This window comes from Paenibacillus nanchangensis, assembly GCF_046543445.1.
Taxonomy (GTDB): domain Bacteria; phylum Bacillota; class Bacilli; order Paenibacillales; family Paenibacillaceae; genus Paenibacillus_AQ; species Paenibacillus_AQ nanchangensis.
The window spans coordinates 81542-100374 of record NZ_JBHOFD010000025.1 but is presented as its reverse complement, the minus strand read 5'-3'; the positions used below and the strand labels follow the sequence as shown (position 1 = coordinate 100374).

The 18833-nt window shown below is 57.8% G+C and carries 15 protein-coding genes; 6 read left to right on the top strand and 9 right to left on the bottom strand.

The window, feature by feature from the left end; translation table 11 throughout:
- Nucleotides 1-2: 2 nt before the first annotated feature.
- Nucleotides 3-3392, bottom strand: a complete 3390-nt coding sequence (locus ACE6ED_RS19755) for a tubulin-like doman-containing protein (protein ID WP_410828993.1) — start codon at nucleotides 3390-3392, stop codon at nucleotides 3-5.
- Between the two features lie 16 nt (nucleotides 3393-3408).
- The gene (locus ACE6ED_RS19750; RefSeq protein WP_410828991.1) at nucleotides 3409-5247 is read right to left on the bottom strand and encodes a vWA domain-containing protein; all 1839 of its coding nucleotides are present in this window, start codon (nucleotides 5245-5247) and stop codon (nucleotides 3409-3411) included.
- 277 nt (nucleotides 5248-5524) lie between these two features.
- Here ACE6ED_RS19750 and ACE6ED_RS19745 point away from each other — a divergent pair, with 277 nt between their 5' ends.
- Complete coding sequence (locus ACE6ED_RS19745; RefSeq protein WP_410828989.1) at nucleotides 5525-5677, top strand: hypothetical protein; 153 nt, start codon at nucleotides 5525-5527, stop codon at nucleotides 5675-5677.
- Nucleotides 5670-6593, top strand: a complete 924-nt coding sequence (locus tag ACE6ED_RS19740; protein ID WP_410828987.1) for a hypothetical protein — start codon at nucleotides 5670-5672, stop codon at nucleotides 6591-6593. The genes ACE6ED_RS19745 and ACE6ED_RS19740 overlap by 8 nt, the downstream gene beginning before the upstream one ends.
- Nucleotides 6594-6792: 199 nt before the next feature.
- Here ACE6ED_RS19740 and ACE6ED_RS19735 read toward each other — a convergent pair whose 3' ends face one another.
- The 6 genes from ACE6ED_RS19735 to ACE6ED_RS19710 all read right to left on the bottom strand — a co-directional run bounded on the left by ACE6ED_RS19735 (nucleotide 6793) and on the right by ACE6ED_RS19710 (nucleotide 11249).
- Entirely contained in the window at nucleotides 6793-7161 is a 369-nt protein-coding gene (locus ACE6ED_RS19735) for a hypothetical protein (RefSeq protein WP_410829018.1), read from the bottom strand.
- A 157-nt stretch (nucleotides 7162-7318) separates the two neighbouring features.
- A complete protein-coding gene (locus ACE6ED_RS19730) occupies nucleotides 7319-8269 on the bottom strand; it encodes an ADP-ribosylglycohydrolase family protein (protein WP_410828986.1) in 951 nt (316 codons plus the stop codon).
- 132 nt (nucleotides 8270-8401) lie between these two features.
- On the bottom strand, nucleotides 8402-9400 hold the full coding sequence (locus ACE6ED_RS19725; RefSeq protein WP_410828984.1) for a Gfo/Idh/MocA family protein: 999 nt from the start codon (nucleotides 9398-9400) through the stop codon (nucleotides 8402-8404).
- Between the two features lie 63 nt (nucleotides 9401-9463).
- Nucleotides 9464-10138 (bottom strand): SdpI family protein, encoded by a 675-nt coding sequence (locus ACE6ED_RS19720; RefSeq protein WP_410828982.1) that lies wholly within the window; start codon nucleotides 10136-10138, stop codon nucleotides 9464-9466.
- Between the two features lie 2 nt (nucleotides 10139-10140).
- Nucleotides 10141-10404, bottom strand: coding sequence for an autorepressor SdpR family transcription factor (locus ACE6ED_RS19715; RefSeq protein ID WP_410828981.1), 264 nt, complete (start codon nucleotides 10402-10404; stop codon nucleotides 10141-10143).
- Between the two features lie 137 nt (nucleotides 10405-10541).
- A complete protein-coding gene (locus tag ACE6ED_RS19710) occupies nucleotides 10542-11249 on the bottom strand; it encodes a YceI family protein (protein WP_410828979.1) in 708 nt (235 codons plus the stop codon).
- A gap of 181 nt (nucleotides 11250-11430) precedes the next feature.
- On the opposite strand from ACE6ED_RS19710, the gene ACE6ED_RS19705 reads away from it, so the two are divergent.
- From ACE6ED_RS19705 to ACE6ED_RS19690, 4 genes are all read left to right on the top strand, one after another.
- The gene (locus tag ACE6ED_RS19705; protein WP_410828977.1) at nucleotides 11431-12111 is read left to right on the top strand and encodes a response regulator transcription factor; all 681 of its coding nucleotides are present in this window, start codon (nucleotides 11431-11433) and stop codon (nucleotides 12109-12111) included.
- The gene (locus tag ACE6ED_RS19700; RefSeq protein ID WP_410828975.1) at nucleotides 12099-13496 is read left to right on the top strand and encodes a HAMP domain-containing sensor histidine kinase; all 1398 of its coding nucleotides are present in this window, start codon (nucleotides 12099-12101) and stop codon (nucleotides 13494-13496) included. The genes ACE6ED_RS19705 and ACE6ED_RS19700 overlap by 13 nt, the downstream gene beginning before the upstream one ends.
- A gap of 174 nt (nucleotides 13497-13670) precedes the next feature.
- A complete protein-coding gene (locus tag ACE6ED_RS19695; protein WP_410828974.1) occupies nucleotides 13671-14162 on the top strand; it encodes a hypothetical protein in 492 nt (163 codons plus the stop codon).
- 235 nt (nucleotides 14163-14397) lie between these two features.
- Nucleotides 14398-15120 (top strand): hypothetical protein, encoded by a 723-nt coding sequence (locus ACE6ED_RS19690; RefSeq protein ID WP_410828972.1) that lies wholly within the window; start codon nucleotides 14398-14400, stop codon nucleotides 15118-15120.
- A 441-nt stretch (nucleotides 15121-15561) separates the two neighbouring features.
- Here ACE6ED_RS19690 and ACE6ED_RS19685 read toward each other — a convergent pair whose 3' ends face one another.
- Entirely contained in the window at nucleotides 15562-18720 is a 3159-nt protein-coding gene (locus tag ACE6ED_RS19685) for an alpha-mannosidase (protein WP_410828970.1), read from the bottom strand.
- Nucleotides 18721-18833: the final 113 nt, after the last annotated feature.

Sequence of the window (18833 nt, the reverse complement as noted above, 5' to 3'; positions counted from 1 at the left end):
GCTTACTTCAGCTTTCTGCGGATGCCGCCCAGCTTGCCGGTCACCGCTTTGTAGAACTGGTACATTTCGTCGCCGTCGGCATGCTCCACCCGCTCGTATTCCAGGCTGTCTCTGGCTTCAAGGAACGAGACATACAGCGTCTCCAGCTGGTACAACAGCGGCGATACGTCTTCGGACGCCGTCATTTCGCCCGCGCGCCGGGCAGCCTTGCGCAGCAGTACGTTCCGGCTGCGTTCGTCCAAACCGCGGAAGTGGCGGTATACCGCGTACTCCACGTAATTGCGCTCTTTCATCAAATTGGCAAACGGCTCCCACGCGTCTTCTTCTTCGTCGCGGTCGTAGACGTAAAGCGCACCTTTTTTGACGATAGTACCGGTGTACAGCGCTTCGATAAACTGGTCGAGCCACTTCTCCTCATCGAGATACTGCCGGAGTATGCCTTCGAGCTCTTCCGCCTTGGCGGCAAGCCCTTCGTATTTGGCCAGCTCCTCACGCACCCGGGTGATCAGCTGCGGCGAACGGATCAGATTCTCCTGCGCCTGTTCCCGGTTAATGCTGCCGAAAATGTCTTTGCTGCCTTCGCGTTCCAGCCCGCCTTCACGCAGCCGCTTCAGCTCATCAGCCGCTTTTTTCACCTCGCCGAGATTCGGGCGGGCGGACTGCAGCTGCAGATCATATCCCTGCAGCAGCACATTCACATCAAACGGCTTCGTAAATACTACCGAATAACGGTTGCTGGTGTTGTCGTCAACGCTTTTTTCAATAATCACCCCAAGCTCCAGCGCTTTGGCAAAATCGGCGCGCACTCTGGCGTTATACTCGCGGACACGGGGGTTCGCATACGTATCGCCCCAGGACCGCTCGGGGATCGGTGACGGCAGGTACGTCCAGTTGTTTTTGTCGGTCTGCACGAGGTGGCGGCCGATGCCTTCCTTATCGAGAATCGTACGCTCGTAGTTCTCTTCATAGACCCGGAGCGGCGTATACACGAACAGCGGCACCCCGTTGCGCGTATTGAGCCAGAAAATCCGGTTTTTGACTTGGCTTTCCTTGATCGTGAACTGGGATTTGCCAAGCGCGTTATTCTGGTAATTCCGGATGCCCTTCAGGATAGACGGAGCCTTCACCGGCACCGACACAAAACCCCAGGACGGGAAATGAAGACTGCCGGAGCTGTTGCTCAAATGGAAGGTCGGGACGGCCTCTTCGTCAAGCTTGCCGGCGATGAAGCGTTCCACCAGTTTATCCAGCGGCTCTTCATGCCCGTATTTCATCACGAGAAAATCCTCCATCGACCGGGTAATCAAATCGCCGAATTTGTCGGTCAGGAACTCCGAAATGGAGCGGACAATGTCGATTTCCTGCTCTTTGACCCACCGCTCCGAATGCTTCAGCATATCGCGGGTGAAATCGCGGATCAGATCGTCGCCGTCCTTCTGGTCCATGAGCCTGGAGATGGTCTGGGAAATATCCGGCACGTTAACGATATTCCAATAGTAGGTTTTGTTGCCTTTATGGTCGGTCTGCTCTTCGCCGTTCAGCAGGATGTCCCCGTTTTTGGCAAAAATCGAGCAAAGCGCGCTCAAAATCTCCGTAAACACGCCGTAAATCCGGCTGTTCTCGTCATTAAGGATTTCGTACAGATCTTCATAAAATTCGATCAGCCGTTCACAGCGTTCCACGTCGGCGTGCAGCCAGTATTCGTTGATTTTGGCTTCGATATAAGCGTTTTTCTTTTTCTCCTTGGAGACAAAAGCGCTCCGCGCGTCGCCCAGCTTCTCCTCCGCCTGCTCCTGGGCCGTCTCGATCTCCCGCGGCAGCCGCAGCAGCGTCTCCCGCAGCGCTTCGATATACGAGAGGATCAGCTTCAGGATGCAAAAGCCTTTTTCCGTGTAGATCAGTCTGGACGCGTAAAACGGCCCCTGCTCCGGATGGAGGAAAATCCGCTCGATCTCCTCGCCGAACCGTGCAGCGATTTCGCCGGGAAGCTGCTTCTTCGACTTGATGTATTCCTCTCGCGCGCGGGCGAGGAAATTCTGCTCCAGCTCCGTGTCCATGCTGACGACCTGGTTTTTCACCACGTTTGCATGGCTGAGCCGCTCGCTGTTCTGATAGCCGGGCAGCGGCTCGGGAACACGCGATTCAAACGTCTTGACCATCGTCTCCAGGTCCAGCCCCAGCTTGCGGGCGAATTTTTCGACCTCTTCCTGGCCGGGAGCCTGGCGGAACATTTTTTCCATTTTCTCGAACAGCCGGTACGCCAGATAAGTCGTCATTTCCTCGATTGGCAGCACGGCGGACGATGCCCCGATAATGTTGTATTCATAGTTCGCAGGGTACGTCTTGTTCATCTGCGCGATATTGGTGCGGATGTTGCTGATATAGTCGTGAATGGCGAATTCTTCGCCCGACTGTTTTTCCTCGCTGGCCATGAAGTTCGTGATGTTCTCCGCCGTTACGTTCATGCAGTAATCATACGCGTTCTCCAGCAGCTTGCCTTCCGTGTTCGTCGCCGAAATCAGATGGCATAAATTAAACGGAGGCAGCGGCGAGTTGACGGTCAAAATATTGCCGTACGCCTGACGGAACCGTTCGCCCCGGCTGTCCACATTCATCCAGTAGTCCAGTTCCTTCAGCGCCGCGTAACCGTTCTTGCGGATGTACTCCCGCGTATGCTCGCTAAGGCTTTTATTCGACAGGTTCACGTCGGGCGTGAACAGATAGCCCAGCGTGTTCACCCGGTCAATGCCGGCCGAGCCGTAGTCGCGTTCAATGATGCCGCGCACAATGTAGGCGATATCGAGGAACGCGCCGCTGCCCGTGCCGCCGGAGAGGCCGGAGAGCAGGAACACCATCAGCTTTTTGTTGGTGCCGACGGAGAGGGTTTTGATTTTTTTGTCGATGGCTCCGACCACTTGATTAATCTTGGTAAAAAGGAGCAGGCGGCCCGCCTGCCGGACCCCCGCCGCACCGTTCATGCCGTCGGTAATGCTCAGCTCCGGCGACAGCCACTCCGTAATGTAAGGCTCCAGAATACTCCGGTTCTGCAGCAGTCCGCCGATTTCGGCGTTGGCCAGCAGCACAAATTCATTTTGCGAGTCCAGTCCGATGCCTTTGTACTTCTTGCCCCGGTCCTGCTCGTTCGTCTCAAACGCCAAAAATTCGACGTTATCCGGCTTCTCCCGCTTCTTCTTTGAAATCGGGTCTTCCGGCAGCTTGAATCTGCGGTTAATCTGGTATTTCAAACGCAGCAGGGCGTCGATGCCCGTGCCGCCAAGCCCGATAATAAGGATCGGGTTATCGATCGTATCAACTCTGATTTTGTCGCTGACGATACCTCCGCCAAGCGAGACGTCAAGCTGCTGTATATGCTCTCTGACTACCGGTTTCATGTGCGCTCCCCCTGATCTATACTAAATACTCTAACAATATCGTCTTATCCGTGCCGGTGAGCGGGACAGAGATGCGGTCTCCGCTCTTCAGCTCCAGCCCGTTTGCGGTGTCCACGTTCCGCCCCGATTTCTCGACGGGAACTTCGGCGCTCCGCAGCCGGAGCCGGTCGTTGGCGCCGGGCGTAAATACTATCTTTTCGCTTTCTTTGTACTCAGGCGCCAGCTGGAGCAGCTGATGGAGCGTAAATTTGCCCCGGAAGCCGTTCAGCTTCTTGTACTGCGGATAGGTCTTCTCTCCGGTGTTGCCATCGACGACTTCGATGACCAGCTGTCCAACGAATCCGCGGTTCGACCGCTTCATCATCAGCCAGACGGCAGCAGCAGCCGCGGCCAGCAGCAGGACGCCGCCGCCAATGAGGAGCGGCATCCATTTCGATCCGCCCGATTCCGCTGCCGGAGCCGCCGCCTGGTTGCCGGCGGGAGAAGGCGCCGGGGCGCCGCCTGCATTCACAGCAAGCGGCGCACTCTCGCGGTAGAAGCTGCGCTCCACCGCACGGACCTTTAATTCATAGTTATGATTGTCCGGCACTTCAAATTCGCCGGTGAACGCGCCGCCACTGCTATTCAGCGGCTGCTCGGAGGTTGTGCCCGTGTCCAGATCTTTGACCAGCAGCGAGGGCTTCATGTTCTGATACAGGCCAGCCTCGGTGACCTTCTGGCCATTGCTGTATAAGGAAGCCGAAATATCGATTTTGTCGCCTTTTTTGTAGGACGAGGCGGCAAGCGGTTCGGCTCTCAGCTCCAGATCATAGTTAAAAACGAGATTGATGTCGATTTTATCCTGCGGCACGCCTTTGATCTGCAGCTTCCAGTCCCCCTGCTGCGGCGTAAGCAGCTTGATCAGGCTGTAGGTCCTCGACTTGGACAGCAGGACATTGCCGGATGGAATCTGTACAGCGGCGCCCGAAGGGTCCGTCAGTTTCGCCGATACCGGCTGGGAGGACATAATGGAGATATTCGCCTCCAGCACGCTGGCATTCGGTACGCTCACCGTCACATCCTGATACCCGCCGCTGGCGGTCAGGGACTGGACCGGCACGATATTCAGCTTCAGATGGCTGGCGAAAATTTCACTCAAAATTTGCGGCAGGTCGTCCGCCGAATTGGTGGAGAAGGCTTTGCCTCCGGTCTCATCGGACAGGCGGGCGAGGCTCTCTTTGTTCAGCTTGCCGTCCGCGTTCAGGCCGATCGTATAAATCGGGTAGCCGTTGTTCTTTGCTTCGGCTACAGCCGCGTTCAATTCTGTGTCCGATTCCGCCGCCGTTCTGCCGGACGCTTTGTTAAAGTCATTGTTTCCGTCCGCCAGCAGCACGATCATCGGCTCATGCCCGGCATCGCTGCCGTTCTTCAGCACCTTGACGGCTTCTTCGACGCCGACGGCGATATCCGTATAAGGCCCGCGGTCCAGCTGGTCGATAAAATCCTTCAAGTCCTGCTTGTCGGCGTTTGAGCCGATGGTCAGCAGCGCTTTCTCGCGTTGGACCTTGTCCGTGTAAGCAACTATGCCCACCTTGTCGCCTTTAGCCGACAGCATATCGATGAACATCTTCATCGCTTCGCCGGCGATGTTGCTCTGGTCGCTTGTCTTCATGGAGTTACTGACGTCGAGCACCAGTACGGCGTCGATATTCGCCCCCCCGGAGGCGTTCTGGCCGGCTGACGAGCCTGCAGATGCTCCGGCGGATGTACCGCCGCCCAGAACGCCTGCAGTCAGGCAGATGGCCAGCAGCAGAACCGGAAGCAGACGGCGCAGCCGTCCCGGGAGGCTTAAACGTGTTGTGGATGGATATAACATAGCGGGTGGCTCCTCTGTAATTATAATAGTGAGTAGTGGAAATCCGCTGCGGCAGATCGGCCCCCAGCTTGCGGGAACACGGCCTTCAAGCGGCTTTAAAAGCTCGTCAGGCCAGGCCCGAAGCGGATCTGGAGAACCTGCCGAGAGTATGCCATAATGATATAATTAAACCTTGTAAACTTCAACTTACGGCCGTATGCCCGGGCCTTCCGCCAGCTGCCGAACAGGCGGCGCAAGGGTCTCGCAGGGTTTGCGGTGAACGGAAAGGATTCGTTCCATGATTTCATACGTTCTTTTAGGAGTATTGTTCCTTTTTGTTGCTGTTCAAGTGTCGCTGTACGCTTACACTCAGCGAAAATCGCCTGCTCCCGAAGAAATCGACGAAAAGCTGCTGGCCAGCTTGAACGGAGGCGAACGCAGACTTGGCTAAACAAAGACCTGTGATTTTCCGTCCCTTTCAAATGCCCCGGTACGCGTTCGATAAGCTGAGAATCTGCCGCCGGTGCGGCCAATTTACCGCCTTGTCCGAAGAGCGGTGCACCCGCTGCGGACGGGCCGCGCTTCAACCCGTACGCGAGTATGCCGCACGCGCCGCCGGGCGCAGCATGGCGGTCCGGCTGATGTTGGCCCTTCTGCTGGCGGCGGCAGCCGTGTACCTCGCTGACAATACGGGCCAAAGACTGCTCTGCGCGGCCGCGGGCCTTGTGCTGTGCGGCCTGCTGTATGCCGCCCAGCGCCGCTCCCGCCGGGTGCAGAACTGGCGCGCGCTGGAGACGCTGCTGAAGCGCAGCCTGATCCCGATCAAGGAGGGGCTGGAGGTCAACCGCCGCGAAGCGGTCTCCGTCCTCCGGGAGGATGACGTGCTCGCTTACGAGAAGCTGCGCGAAGTCGCCGTCCTGCTGCGCGGCGACCGGGTGAGCCGCCAGCGGATCGCTCTGCTCAGCGGCTTTATCATCCGCAAAGACATGGACCTGGAGATGGAACAGCTGCTGCTGGCGGATTTTGAACCGCTGCTGGCCAAATATATCGGCGAAGTCGCCAAAGTAAGGCGCGACCTGATCAAAGACCGCACCTTCCGGTATGTGCAGGACCATGAAGTGGAAATTTTGCGGATGCCGGAGGGCTTGTCGATTCTGACTGCCGTCGCCGGCGCCGCCGTCCGCTCCAAGCGGTATGCGCTGCTGTATTCCGGTATCGTTGCGCGTTACGCCGAGCTGCTCCCCCGGGACCGGTTCGTCCGGCTGGCTTATCTGGTGGGCGCTTATCCTTATGAGCCGTGGAACGGGCTGGATGCCAAAGTGGCCCGCGTCCGGGAGCAGAAATACCGCTACGATGCCGAGATGTAATTATGAAGAAGACAACTGCAAACTGTCTCGCTTTTTATAAGACGTAATTTATCGGCGTATCCCTGCGGCAGAAAATGAGATTTTTGTGGACAATTCTGCACATTTCTTTTTTCTCCGCGATTTTCAGGACAAAAAGGTACGCAAAAAACGGCTTTTCGCATGAAGCGAAAGCCGTTTTTGATTGGATAGCGGTTAGGGATTATAAATGCAGCCGCTGCTGCAGGGCATCGATTTGATCTTTGGCTTCTTTTAGCGAAAGATTGGTGGCTATCCGCAGTTCTTTGACCGCCTGAATTTTCTTCCCCGCCCGCAGCAGGCCGGCGAGCTGTTGTTCCAGCTCTGTCCGTTCTCCCAGCTCTGTCCGCTCTCCTTGTCCCGCATAAGGGGGCTGCGAATCAATAGGCATCGTTCCGGACGGAGCGGCCGGCGCTTTCTGTTGAAGAGAGTCCGGCCGCCCTTCCAGCCGTTCCAGGTCCCGGCGCAGCTCTCCGATCCGGGCCTGAAGCACGAGCACGCGAAGCAGCAGCAGCAGAGACAAGGCCAGCGAAATGTAAGTAAGCAGGTCCATTGTATCCACCTGGCATCCTCCTTTCCCTTTTGAACATGGAATCAGGCAGCTTGATTCAGCAGCGTTCCTTTACTTTATCGGTGTTCAACTGTATGGGCCAAACAGAGAAAATTTGAGCAAGCTGACTGTTCCTGCGGCGGATTGGTACATCCGCTTCTTACACTGGGGCGCCTGGTCTCTCCCGGTAAAGCCGAAGCGCCCAGTCCTCGATAAGCTCGCGCATTGCCAGCATCTCCCGCCAAGCCTCCGGGATTCCGTTTACGCCATAATACGCGCCGGCGATTTGTCCGTATACCGCCGCCGTCGTGTCCGCATCATCGCCCAGATTAACCGCAAGGAACGCTCCTTCAGCAAAATCGGACGAATGGGCAAACGCCCACAGCGCCGCTTCCAGCGATTTTACCACATAGCCGGAGCCCTGAATCTCAGGCGGCTGTTTACCGGCGTAAGAGCCTGAGGCGATGTCCTCAACCGCAGGAGCCAGCGGTTCCCCGCCCAGCCAATCTCTCCATTCTCCCGCGTTTAAGATCCGTTCCTTGCTCCAGCCCTTCAGCCCCGCTGTGATGTTGCAGGCCATCAGCCGGCACGCGTCCACACACTCCTTTGCGCCATGCGTCGTCAAAGAGCTGCGGCCCGCCATCTCGGCAGCAAGCGCTCCGTCCTCCGCATAATACATAACGGCTGGAGCAAGCCGCATAATGGAGCCGTTGCCCGCGGAGTAAGGGTCGGCTGATCCGCACTCAGGCTCGCCCGTTACCTCGAACCGGTACAGCGCCGAGCGGGTAGCGTTTCCTATATCGAAGCAGACGCCTGTGCTGCTCAGGTAACCTTCCCGAAACCAGCGCATATACCGCCGCAGCTGGTCCGTCTGATCCCATCCCCGGCACTCCAGCAGGCTGTCCGCAAGGCACAGCGCCATGGACGTGTCGTCCGTCCACTGGCCCGGCCGGAGAGCAAACGGACCACCGCCCGTCATCTCCGTCACCGGCGCAAAACTGCCCGGCGGACTGAACTCCACCGTTGTTCCCAGTGCGTCGCCGGCGGCCAAGCCCAGCAGACAACCCGCGTACCGTTCCTCGGGTGACGCGCTTATCGTCTCTTTGTTCATCTATGTGTTTCCTCCGTTCATCATAGGCTGATATAAACGAAGAAGCCGGTTCCTTGGCGCAAGAAATACCGGCTTTCTTCTATCAATATGGAACTTCCGGCAGTCAAGAGACCAAGGTGCAGACGGCCGGGCTTATTCTCCCGGATACACCAGTCCCCACGGCTTCCGGATCCGGTCAAGGAGGCGCATGATGCCAAGCGATTCGTCCAGCGTCATAACAGGGCTTTCGGTCAGCCCTTCCTCCAGACAGCGCGCCACTTCATCCGCCTCGAACGCATACCCCGCGGCTTTCCGGTCGTCGGTGAAGGTTACCGGTTCTTCGCCGTTGCGGTACAGAACCGCGCTCCGGGTATCGTTAAACGAGGCCGGGAGCTCGATTCGGCCCTCCGTGCCGTAAATGGCCGCCGCATTCTCCATGTTAAGCCGGATTCCGCCGTTCAGGGAGGCCGTCCGTCCGTCTCCGTAGGAGAGCAGAACCGAGTAGTGTTCGTCGACGCCGGTTTCGCCGATTTTTACCGTGCTGAACACTTCCTCCGGCTCGGGCCCGAAGATCATGGAGGCAAAAGAGACAGTGTAAATTCCGACGTCCAGCAGCGCGCCGCCGCCCAGACTCCGATTCAGCAGCCGCCCTTCGGGATCCCAGCCCGCCCGGAAGCCGAGGTCCGCTTTTACTAAACGCGGGTCACCGATCATGCCTTCGGCAATCCACTGGCGGGTCTGAACGATCGCCGGAATGAACCGCGTCCACATCGCTTCCATCAGGAACCGTCCGCTCTCCCGTGCAGCCGCAACGACCTCTTCCAGCTCCCCGGCATTCAGCGTAAACGGCTTTTCGCACAGCACGGCTTTGCCAGCCCGCAGTGCCAGCAGCGCGTTTTCTTTGTGAAAAGGATGCGGCGTGCCGATGTACACGGCATCCACCTCGGGATCGTTCACAAGCTCTTCGTACGTCGCGTAGGCGTGCGGAATATTCAGCCTGCCGGCAAACGCTTTCGCGCTTTCGAGCGAGCGGGACCCGACGGCGTATGCCGTTCCGCGCTCAGAGAAGGCCAAATCCTTTACGAACGTTTCCGCAATGCCGCCGGTGCTGATAATGCCCCATTTCAGTTTGGCGTCCGAATTTCTGTCCACGAACGTTACCTCCCTCGTAATATGTATTTCTTCTCTACGATTCTATCAGACCGCGGACGGCCATTACAAACGGGCCGCTTGCTTCTTTACATACACAACCGGAACCACATTGGCGAGTACAAACAGCGCCGCCGCTGTATACAGCACCCACAGGCCCGGCAGGAGACAACACGGCAGCATAAGCAGCCCTCCAGCGACATACGCTCTGCCTGCCGCCCGCTGTCCTTTGAACCACAACTCGTCGCTCTGCAGCGTTTCCCGGGTCCGCAAACCGGCCAACGAATTGCGGGACAGCTTCGGCATACGATTGCCGACGGCGACCAGCGTTACACCCATTAGGCCGACACACACCCGGCTAAGGTCCGTCCCCGAGAACTCAAGCCCCCCTGCCTGAACGAGGAGCGCCTGGACCGAAATCCCTGTCATCACCAGCGTGAAACACAGTGCTGACAGATCCAAGATTTTGCCGGTCTGAACAGCCTTGAGGTTTCCCTTCCCCGCCGCCAAGCGGAGCGAAAAATAAAAGATGAGCTTAAATACTACCCACCCGACAAGGCCCAGCGCGGCCAGAAAAATCACCTCACCGCTAGTCTTAGACACATACCGGTCCGCCTGTCCCTTCATGTCAAAATGGATCGGCACTTCCGGGGGCATGGCGGGATAGAGCTTAACATACAATGCGAGCGGCAGACTTGCGGTAAAAAGTGAAAGCAAGGTGGTAGCTTTAATACGGGACATGGTCACTCCTCCTTAAAAGAAAGAATCCAGCTCAGACAGTCATCAAATACGGAAGTGTTCAACTCATAATATATATATTTGCCGTCGCGTTCGGTCCGGACGAGATCGGCTTCTTTGAGTACCGACAAATGATGGGACACGGTTGCTTGCGTCATTTCAAAGCGTTCGCCGATGCTCCCCGCCGTCATTCTGCCGTTCTTCAGCATGTCGAGTATTTCTCTCCGGTAATCGTCGGACAGCGCCTTGAACGTTTCTCTGATTCCCATGCGCACCTCCGTCCTGAACATTTAGATCAATATCATTTCGATTTTCTTCTATATGTAGAGTATTCTTGTTCCCCTGTAAAATCAACTTAATAAACTAAAAAAACCGCGGCGTAAATCCGCCGCGGGCTGTGCTTCGCTTATTGTTTGGCCAAAACCAGTTCAAGCCGGACCTCCAGTTCGTTTTCCGTCTCCAGCACAATGCTGTGCGGATTCGTCAAGCCAAAATCGGAGAAGGTTACCGTCGTCGTACCCGACAGCATCAGCTGTCCGCCGCTGTACGCCGCTTCTGTTTGAAAAACCACTTCCTTCTCGACTCCCCTAACCGTCATCGTTCCTTTCATTTCCACCGGTACGGAGGTTCCTTCCGTCCACTCCGCAGGTAAAGCGGAAAATGAAGTGGCAGTAAACGTCGCTTCCGGATACGCCGCTACATCAAAAAAATCAGCCTGCTTCACATGCTCGTCCCGCTGCGCGTTCCCCGAGTCCAACCGGCTCATGTCGACCCGGCCTTCTCCCTTCATGGCCGCGCTGTCGCTTACGTTAACCGTCCACGAGCCCTGCACGCCTTCATTTACAAAATTCACCGTTTCTCTCGATGTCGTTACGGACCAATAGACTTTGGAGCCTTCGGCGATGTTCCATTCGCCGTTCAGTTCATCGGGCGCTACAGCCGAAGCGGCTGGCGCCGCATCCGCTGTTTGGGCTTCAGCCCCTTGCGTCTGCGCGGGCAACACGCTTTCGATTTCCACGTTGTTTCCCGTCGTCCGGTCCAGCAAGATGTAGCCGGTGAGTCCCAGCGCGGCGAGGATCCCGCCGATCAGTACTGCCCATTGTTTTTTCTTCATCGTCTTTCCCCTCCAGCTCAAGGTATCGGCACTCTTGTCCGAACCCCATTCTAGCAGGGGAATGTGTCGGGAAGATGTCAAAGCGGGGCCGCCCGGTTTGTGGTACACTTGTTCATAATTTTAAATACCGCGGGGACGAATAGACAGGACACCCCAGCGACGGCAGGGAGGAACACAAGCGTTGAAGACCATTCTAATTGTAGAAGACGAAGAAGCCATTGCACGCGTGCTGGCAGCTTATTTGAAAAAAGCGGGCTTTCACACCGAACGCGCAGCCGACGGACAGTCCGCGCTGGAGTTGTTCCACCGCTCCCCGCCGTCGCTGATCCTGCTCGACATCATGCTTCCGGACACCGACGGCTTCGAACTGCTGCAGACGATCCGCGCAAAAAGCAGCTGTCCCGTCATCATGCTGACCGCACGCGACGCCATCGGCGACCGGCTGGGCGGGCTGAACGGCGGCGCGGACGACTACATGACGAAACCTTTTGTGCCCGAGGAGGTTGTTGCACGCGTTCAGGCGGTGCTCCGCCGTCCTTCGCAGTGGACGGACGGCAGCCGCAAACGGCACTTCGGCAGCCTGCTTGTTGATTACAGCGCGCGCAGTGTGTTCCTGAACGGCGCGGAAGTGAACTTAAGTCCACGCGACCTGTCGCTGCTGCTGTTCCTCGCCGAACGTCCCAACCAGATTTGTACGCGGGAGCAGCTGATCGATCAGGTATGGGGCATGGATTACGACGGCAGCGACCGGGCGGTGGATCTGTCTGTCAAACGGCTGCGCCAAGCGCTGACGCATTGGCCGGCTTCCGAAGGCGAAATCCGCACGCTGCGGGGAACGGGGTATCAGCTATGGGCAAATTGACACGCCGGACCTCCATCCTTTCTTACTGGACGATCCGGTATTTAATCATCATCAGCATCGGCCTGCTGCTGGCTGCGGCGGCCACCTTCTGGTGGATCCGGGAAGAAGCGATGTCCAACCGGATGCAGACCACCGGCCTCATGGCCCAGGAAATCGCCGACCGGACGGTGGGCGAGGACGGACAACTGAGGGTTCCTGCGGGACTGGTCCATTTGATTGAGGACCGCAAACGTTTTTTTAAGCTGACCGCGGAAATGTGCGTTATTGTTGCCGACGGCCAGGATCGGCTTATCTTTTCTATGCCGCTGCTGACGCAGGACGAGATGGAGCATAAGCTGAATGACAACCGCAGCGACGCCCGCAGTCCCGAGTTTAAGGCTGCTACAGCGGGGATCGGTCCGGACGGAAGCCTGGGAATCGTCTACGTTCTTCAATCGAAAAAAGCGCTCCGGTACATTCCGCAGGAGGAAATCCGCTTTTTTGCGGTGCTCCTGCTGTTTCTGATCGTTCTCAGCTGGCTGACCATTTATCTGCTGTCCCGCAAGCTGGCAAAGCCGATTCAGCGGGTAGCCGCGGCCGCGTCGCAGATCAGCGCCGGACAATATGACATCCGGCTGAACGCGGACGCCAAAGAACGGGAGATTCACGAGTTGCTCGTCTCGTTCCGGGAGATGGCGGGCAAGCTGCGCCAGTTCGAGCACTCGCGGGCCGTTATGCTGGCGGGCGTCTCGCATGAGTTGAAGACTCCTGTCACCTCAATTAAAGGCCTGGTCCATGCGGTGCGGGAAGGGGTCGTCGAAGGGGCCGAAGCCGAGGAATTTCTTGATACCGCCCTCCACGAGACGGAGCGGCTGCAGCGGATGGTCGCCGATCTGCTGGACTACAATGCGCTGACGGCCGGTATGGTATCGGTCCGCCGGGACAAACTGGAAGCAGGACCGCTGCTGGCGGAGATCGTCTACCAGTGGAAGCTGACCCAGCCCGCGCATGTGCTGGAGCCGGAAGTGGAGCTGCCGGAGGGGCCCGTCTTGATCGGTGGCGACGCGCTGCGGATTCAGCAGATTATCGTTAATCTGCTGAACAACGCGGTGCAGGCCGCTCCCCCGGGCACGCCTGTCCGGCTGCGCGCGGTGCTGACGGCGGCGGAACAGGGCGAAGCGGAAATCTGCATCGCCGACAACGGCCCGGGCGTCCCGCCGGAGAACCGGGAGCGGATTTTCGAGGCGTTTTTCAGCTCTGGCGCCCGCAAAACAGCTCCGCGCGGCCTCGGTCTAGGTCTGACCTTCAGCCGTCTGCTGGCGGAAGCGATGGGCGGAGCCCTTGAATTGCGCCCGGATGACGGACAAGGCTGCAGATTTGCGCTCACCCTGCCGCTCAGCCGCTGAGCAACACGTATCTTGGCGGCTCTGACGCATTACGGTTTACGTTAATGGCATCAGCGGCAGGCCGGGGCCAAAGCCAAACCGCCGCTAAAGGACCTGTCGTTACCTGTCAATACCAGTCGTGCCTTTATGGTATAATCGGCTGGCAGACCATTCCATTACCGAAAGGACTTGACTATGCTTACGTTTGAACAAAAACTGGCTGTTCTCGACTCGTACCCTCAGCTGGAGCGCAGGGACGTGTCGCTTGGACGGGTCAATTATCATTTTGAAGGCAGCCGGCATGAAAAAAAGACCGTCGCCTATCATCTTCACCCGAACGGCAACGGCTATGTGTACGCCGGACTGCTCGACGGATATGAGACGGATGCGAAAGGCATGGTGAACATCCGCGACTTCACCGAAGACGCGCTGCGGACGCTGCTGGATGCTGCACTGGAAGCCCTGTCCGCCGAGCCGCCGGAGCCGGAAGCCCCAGCCCCCTCCAAAAAGCGCTCCCGTAAGGAAGACGCGCTCTGGATTAACGAGGAAGGCGCCCTGCTCACCCTGAAACGGGAAGACGATCTGTGGTATGTCTACTCCGGCCTCAGCCTGGAAATGGTGTTCGAGACAAAAGATGAGGCCTTGGCCTATTTTGACGAAGAGGGATTTGTCCGCAAATCGGAGTAATGCAGCTGTGCGCCAGTTTGTACGGCCCGCGGCTGATTGCTGTCTGATTGCTGGCTGATGTCCGGCATACGGCACACAGATTCTGTACCGCTTGGATACAGACCAGCGGGTATAACCGCTTCTTTTGGCGCGCAAATCGGGCCGGGTTCGGCTTTTTATCTGGAAGTCCTTGCCGGTTCACGCTATACTGTGACCAGTGAGAATTCCCTAACTATCCCCCAGGAGGAATGAAGAAATGGGTAATCCAGGAATGGGTCCAACCGGACCCGACCCCCAGCGTCCCCCCAATGATCCGGACCGGCAATCTCCCGCGGAACAATGGAATGCGCTAAAAAATCATGAACGGGTGCAGCAGGCCCGCCAGGCTGGCAAGCAATATTCGGGCTACTTTATGGGCGCGCTGCTGAAGCCGTACCGCACGATGCGGAACGTAGACGGCCGCCAAATGAACAACGCGGCGATCACGATGGGTATCGTTGCGGTACTGTCCGCATTATACTACCTTGTTTTGTTCAGTAAGTGGGAGGTGAACTCCGTCTTTGGCCCCGGATTCGTCACTCCGCTGCTGCTGACCGCCCTTGGTTTAGTGGTTGCCTTTGGCGCGGTGTACCTCTTATTGCGGATGGAGCGTATCAGCGCGGCTCCGCGGATGCTGCTTGCCCAGTTCGGCACCCTGCTGGTTCCTGCCGCGGCGCTGCTGGTGCTGTCCATCTTGTTTTTGGCGATCAACCTCTACTCGCTGTCGCTTACGCTGCTGCTGCTCGGGTATTTATTTGTATTTGTGGCCATGAACACGCTGCTTTACCATTATCCGCTCGGGAAAAACCCGGGAGCGCTGGACACGGTATTCGCCGTCTTTTTGGCAAACGCCGTGACAGGTTATCTGTTCTACCGGCTGATCGTCTCCGCGGTTGCGGGTGCAGCCATGGGCATGTTCAGCAGCTTTTCACCGTTCTAATCGTCAGCGGCGCATACCGGTTTCTGCAATGATTCGGATCGATGACGGATACCGCCAAGCTGCGGGCTGCTGTCATTTTATTCCGGCATGTTTATAACGTCAAACAGGCCGCCTGGTCAAGGAGTTTCACCTTGACCGGGCGGCCTTCGTTTTTAATGGATCTGTGTTACCCCGCTGCAATTTCCCGATTCGTTCTACGTCCCTGCCCTTGCCAATCCAACCTCCCAAATCTGATTTAACCAATCCAACCTGGCTTACCCGGGTTAGAGGTTAGGCTTTCGGGTTAGTAGGCTTCCAGGTTAAGCTTCCAGGTCAGCTTCCATGTTAGACTTCGATGTTAGGCTTCGATGTTAGGCTTTGATGTTTGGCTTCGATGTTTGGCTTCCATGTCAGGCTTCCCAGTTGGTTCTTCTGAGAGGATACCGCCTGAAACCCGCCCGTTTAGCGGGCCAAATCCAGAACAAAGGTTTTGATCTCGTACGGCCGGATGTCGAATGCAACAGCCGTGTCTTCCGTTTGCTCGCCGACCGGCCGTTCACGCAGGTCGGTCTCCTGCCAAGACCGGATCTGGAAGTCGCTGCTCAAGGTTACCCGGCCGCGCGCTCCCGTATACTCATGCAGACGGACCAGCAAGCGGCTGCTGTCTTCGGCTTTTTTTACACAGTCGATGAATACATTGCCGGCATCCAGCTTCAGCAGCGAACGTCCCGGAAAAGCAAGCTCTCCCGCCACCGGCCGGAGCGGGTTGTTCAGCGCCCACGCCTCCTCAACCGTATGGCCTTCCACCCAGTCTCCCTGGTGCGGATACAGCGCATAAGTGAAGGAGTGATGACCTTGGTCCGCGTGCGGATCGGGATAGGTGGCCGATTTGATCAGCGACAGACGGAGCACATGGTTTTTGACGTCATAGCCGTATTTGCAGTCGTTCAGCAGGCTGACGCCGTACCCCCGCTCGGACAGATCGGCCCACTGGTGGCCTACCGTCTCGAACCGCGCATAATCCCAGCTAGTATTCCAGTGCGTCGGCCGCTTCACGTTGCCGAATTGAATATCGTACGTCGCTTCCGTTGCACGGACGGAGACCGGAAAAGCGGTTTTCAGCAGCTGCTGCGGCTCCCGCCAGTCCGCTTCGGTCCGGAAGTCGATCCGGCGGCTGTCCGCATACACGGTCAAATCCTGGGTGATCCGGGAGTCCATATAAGCCCACTCAAACCGGACGACTGCACGCAGCGCATTGCTCTCCGTCAGGGAGACCGACTTCAGATCTTGGATCTCGCGTACTTTTTCCTGATAGAACAGGTCGATATCCCAGGCTTCAAAACTTTTGGGTTTGTCTTCGAATACCTGCAGCACATTGCCCCGTTCTCCCTCCGCGAGCACCTCGCGTTCCGCCGTCACGTCATAAATACGGGTCAGCTGTCCCGATTCGTTCCAGCAAATCTGGTAATGCGGCGTCTTCAGGCTGCCTTCCGCATATTCAAACGGAGCGGCGGGCTCTGGAGCCGGCTCGCCCGGCTGCCAGGTCAACGTTCTTCCGCTCTGCGGCGGAAGAGACGGCGTCCGCACGAGCCAGCGGCCATCCTGCCAAACCGCCGTCAGACGCTCCCCGCTGTCGCTGACCCAGCCGCCGCCTTCATCCAGTCCGTCCGCAGCAATCTCCGCCAGATCGGCGCGTGCATGCCCGGCGCTGTTAAATACCGTAAAAAAGCGGCTGTTATTCTGCTGAATCCGGTCTCCGGGAACAGCCAGCACCTCAGCCGCCGCTTCCCATGCGGCCCAGCCGTTCGCCTCGGCTGCTTCATATTCCGCCCGGCTGTCCTCGTACACTTCGCGGATCGACGATCCGGGAATGATGTCGTGGAACTGGTTGCGCAAAATTGTGCGCCACCCGTCGTACAGCTGCTCCTGCGGATAAGCGTCCCAGGCGCCCGATTCCACCGCCCGCAGCGACTGCAGCCACTCGCTGTCCCGGTAGAGCAGCTCCAGCTTGCGGTTCATTTTTTTGTTATACGCCTGACTTGTGTAAGTTCCCCGGTGATACTCCAGGTACAGCTCGCCGTCCCAGGTATGGACATACCGGTCGGTTTCCTTCACCGTTTGCTGCAATTGGGCAAAATAATCATCCGCCCGTCCTGTTGTCACATGCGGCAGTCCCGGCATCGTGTCCAGCCGCCGGCGCATTTCCAGCATCTCGCGGTTCACGCCGCCGCCCCCGTCGCCGTACCCGTAGGAGAGCAGCAGTTCGCGGTTCACTTCCTTGTCCCGGTACGCGTCCCAAATCCCTTTGACGGAATACGGCTCGATTAGGCCGTTATAGGTGTACCACCAATTTGTGGATTTTGGCCCCTCCGGTGTGGTAATGAAATGAGTCAGCACCTCGGAGCCGTCGATCCCGCGCCAGCGGAAGGTGTCGTGCGGCATGCGGTTGTACTGGTTCCAGCTGATTTTGGTGGTCATGAACGTATCGATTCCGGATTTCTTCAAAATCTGCGGCAGCGCCCAGCTGTAGCCGAAGACGTCAGGCAGCCACAAGTAGGTGCATTCCACCCCAAATTCCCCTTCCAGGAAACGGGTTCCGTACAAAATCTGGCGGACCAGCGACTCGCCCGACGTCAGGTTGCAGTCGGCTTCCAACCACATTGCGCCGCCGGCCTCCCAGCGGCCTTCGGCAACCCTGGCTTGGATCTGCTCATAGATCTGCGGATAGTCCTGCTTGATATATTCGTACAGCTGCGGCTGCGTCTGTAGGAAGACATATTCGGGAAACCGCTCCATGAGCCGCAGCACCGTGGAGAAAGACCGCGCCGCTTTTTCGCGCGTATGCGTCAGCCTCCACAGCCAGGCGACGTCGATGTGCGTATGCCCGATGCAGCGGACCGTGACGGCGTGGCGTTTTTCCCAGCCAGACACGGCGGTCCGCAAAGTTTCGGCGGCCTCGGCCACACTCGCATAAAATACCTCCGATCCCGGACGCGACCAGTCGATCACCCGGATCGCCCGGTCGGCGGCCATCAGCAGCTCCTGGCGTTCCGGCTGAGCGGACTCAAGCGCCAGCGCGGTATGTAAAGCGGCTCTGCCCGTATAGTACAGATCGTCCGCCGCTTCGTCCAGGCAGGCCAGCTCCGCCCGGCGGAAGCAGTGCTCCTGTTCCGTTGGGACGCCGCCGCCTTCCAGTCCGGACCATACCCGGAAACAGAAGTCCAACTGCCGTCCCGCGCTGCCTTCCGGGAGAAACACTTCCAGGTGATTCGAATCCACCCCCTGGTACGGCTCGCCATTCAGGTACAGCAGCGACTCAAAACCGCTGTTATTGCCCCCGCCTGTTTTGCCGAAATCAAAAACACCGACAATGGTGCGGCCCGCCCAAGCCGCCGGAACCTCCACCGTTTTCCGGACCCAGACGTACAGATCGCGGCCTTTCCAGCGCTCCCCCAGCCGCAGCGTTCCCCAGTTCCCCTCATCCGGAGCTGGCGGCTTAACGCCATTTCCCGGTGTCTCATCCGTCTGCGAAGCCCATTCCCCCAAAACTACAGCCTCCCGGTAGCGATACGGTTCCAGCTCGTTAATGCGCTTCTGAATTTTGTCTTCCGTCCAAAACATAATTTTCACCCTCCATTTCCTATATAACACGTGTTATAACCAGTTAAAAAAAGAGTCCTGCTCGCGCTCCTTCCCGGCCGGCTGAGGAGGGGCTTCGCCACCTTCCTCCTTCC

Bases quoted from the DNA above. Each gene is read 5' to 3' on its own strand.
- ACE6ED_RS19695 (WP_410828974.1), top strand. From the start codon at position 13,671: ATGCTTACGTTTGAACAAAAACTGGCTGTTCTCGACTCGTACCCTCAG.
- ACE6ED_RS19730 (WP_410828986.1), bottom strand. From the start codon at position 8,269: ATGAACAAAGAGACGATAAGCGCGTCACCCGAGGAACGGTACGCGGGT.
- ACE6ED_RS19715 (WP_410828981.1), bottom strand. From the start codon at position 10,404: ATGGGAATCAGAGAAACGTTCAAGGCGCTGTCCGACGATTACCGGAGA.
- ACE6ED_RS19735 (WP_410829018.1), bottom strand. From the start codon at position 7,161: ATGGACCTGCTTACTTACATTTCGCTGGCCTTGTCTCTGCTGCTGCTG.
- ACE6ED_RS19710 (WP_410828979.1), bottom strand. From the start codon at position 11,249: ATGAAGAAAAAACAATGGGCAGTACTGATCGGCGGGATCCTCGCCGCG.
- ACE6ED_RS19690 (WP_410828972.1), top strand. From the start codon at position 14,398: ATGGGTAATCCAGGAATGGGTCCAACCGGACCCGACCCCCAGCGTCCC.
- ACE6ED_RS19745 (WP_410828989.1), top strand. From the start codon at position 5,525: ATGATTTCATACGTTCTTTTAGGAGTATTGTTCCTTTTTGTTGCTGTT.
- ACE6ED_RS19700 (WP_410828975.1), top strand. From the start codon at position 12,099: ATGGGCAAATTGACACGCCGGACCTCCATCCTTTCTTACTGGACGATC.
- ACE6ED_RS19685 (WP_410828970.1), bottom strand. From the start codon at position 18,720: ATGTTTTGGACGGAAGACAAAATTCAGAAGCGCATTAACGAGCTGGAA.
- ACE6ED_RS19720 (WP_410828982.1), bottom strand. From the start codon at position 10,138: ATGTCCCGTATTAAAGCTACCACCTTGCTTTCACTTTTTACCGCAAGT.
- ACE6ED_RS19750 (WP_410828991.1), bottom strand. From the start codon at position 5,247: ATGTTATATCCATCCACAACACGTTTAAGCCTCCCGGGACGGCTGCGC.
- ACE6ED_RS19755 (WP_410828993.1), bottom strand. From the start codon at position 3,392: ATGAAACCGGTAGTCAGAGAGCATATACAGCAGCTTGACGTCTCGCTT.